This window comes from Mesorhizobium sp. P5_C1, from assembly GCF_054049815.1.
Genome location: NZ_JBFULQ010001414.1, coordinates 1 through 530, shown reverse-complemented (window position 1 = coordinate 530; position 530 = coordinate 1). Strand labels below are relative to the sequence as shown.

Annotated in this window: 1 pseudogene; it reads right to left on the bottom strand. The window is 59.9% G+C overall.

Annotated elements, in window-relative coordinates:
• Positions 1–226, bottom strand: a pseudogene (locus ACXJ7R_RS36105) (hypothetical protein); the annotation flags it as partial.
• Between the last annotated feature and the right edge of the window lie 304 nt (positions 227–530).

The window sequence follows — 530 nt, the reverse complement described above, 5'->3', positions numbered from 1 at the left end:
CCTTCATACCTGTCGCAGGATCGATGAGTTCGCCAGCGATCAGACGCAGCGGACGGCGTTTGCCATTTTCATAGAACCAGAAGAAATCAGTACCCCGAGCGAGCCAGCCACTCCAGGGGCCGGACGCGAGCCCATCGAGGCCGGCAAGGATGTTGGAAGCGAACTTCGGGTCTTCCAGYAGCCTCATGCGCAGCCAGGAATTTTCGTCCGACAAATGGTCGGCCACCAGGTCGGCAACATCCTCGTCGTCGATCTGCAGGAAGGCAAAACGGCCTCCGAACATTTTTGGCCAAAGGATAAGATTGGCTGCCTTGATGGCGTGCGCAGGCCGCTCGAATTGCGTCTTCGGCAGAAGGCTACGAAGCAGCGTGAGCGCGTCTCCGCCAGTGTTTGGCTCCGTCGGCAACAACTCGAACCTATAGGGTCCCGACCCGGCTAGCAGGCTGTATCCGATCATCCGGCTTCGGCTGAGGCCGAAGACGTTGATCGGCTTCCCGTCGACAGTGAGCCAGCTTGGCCCCTTGCGTGGC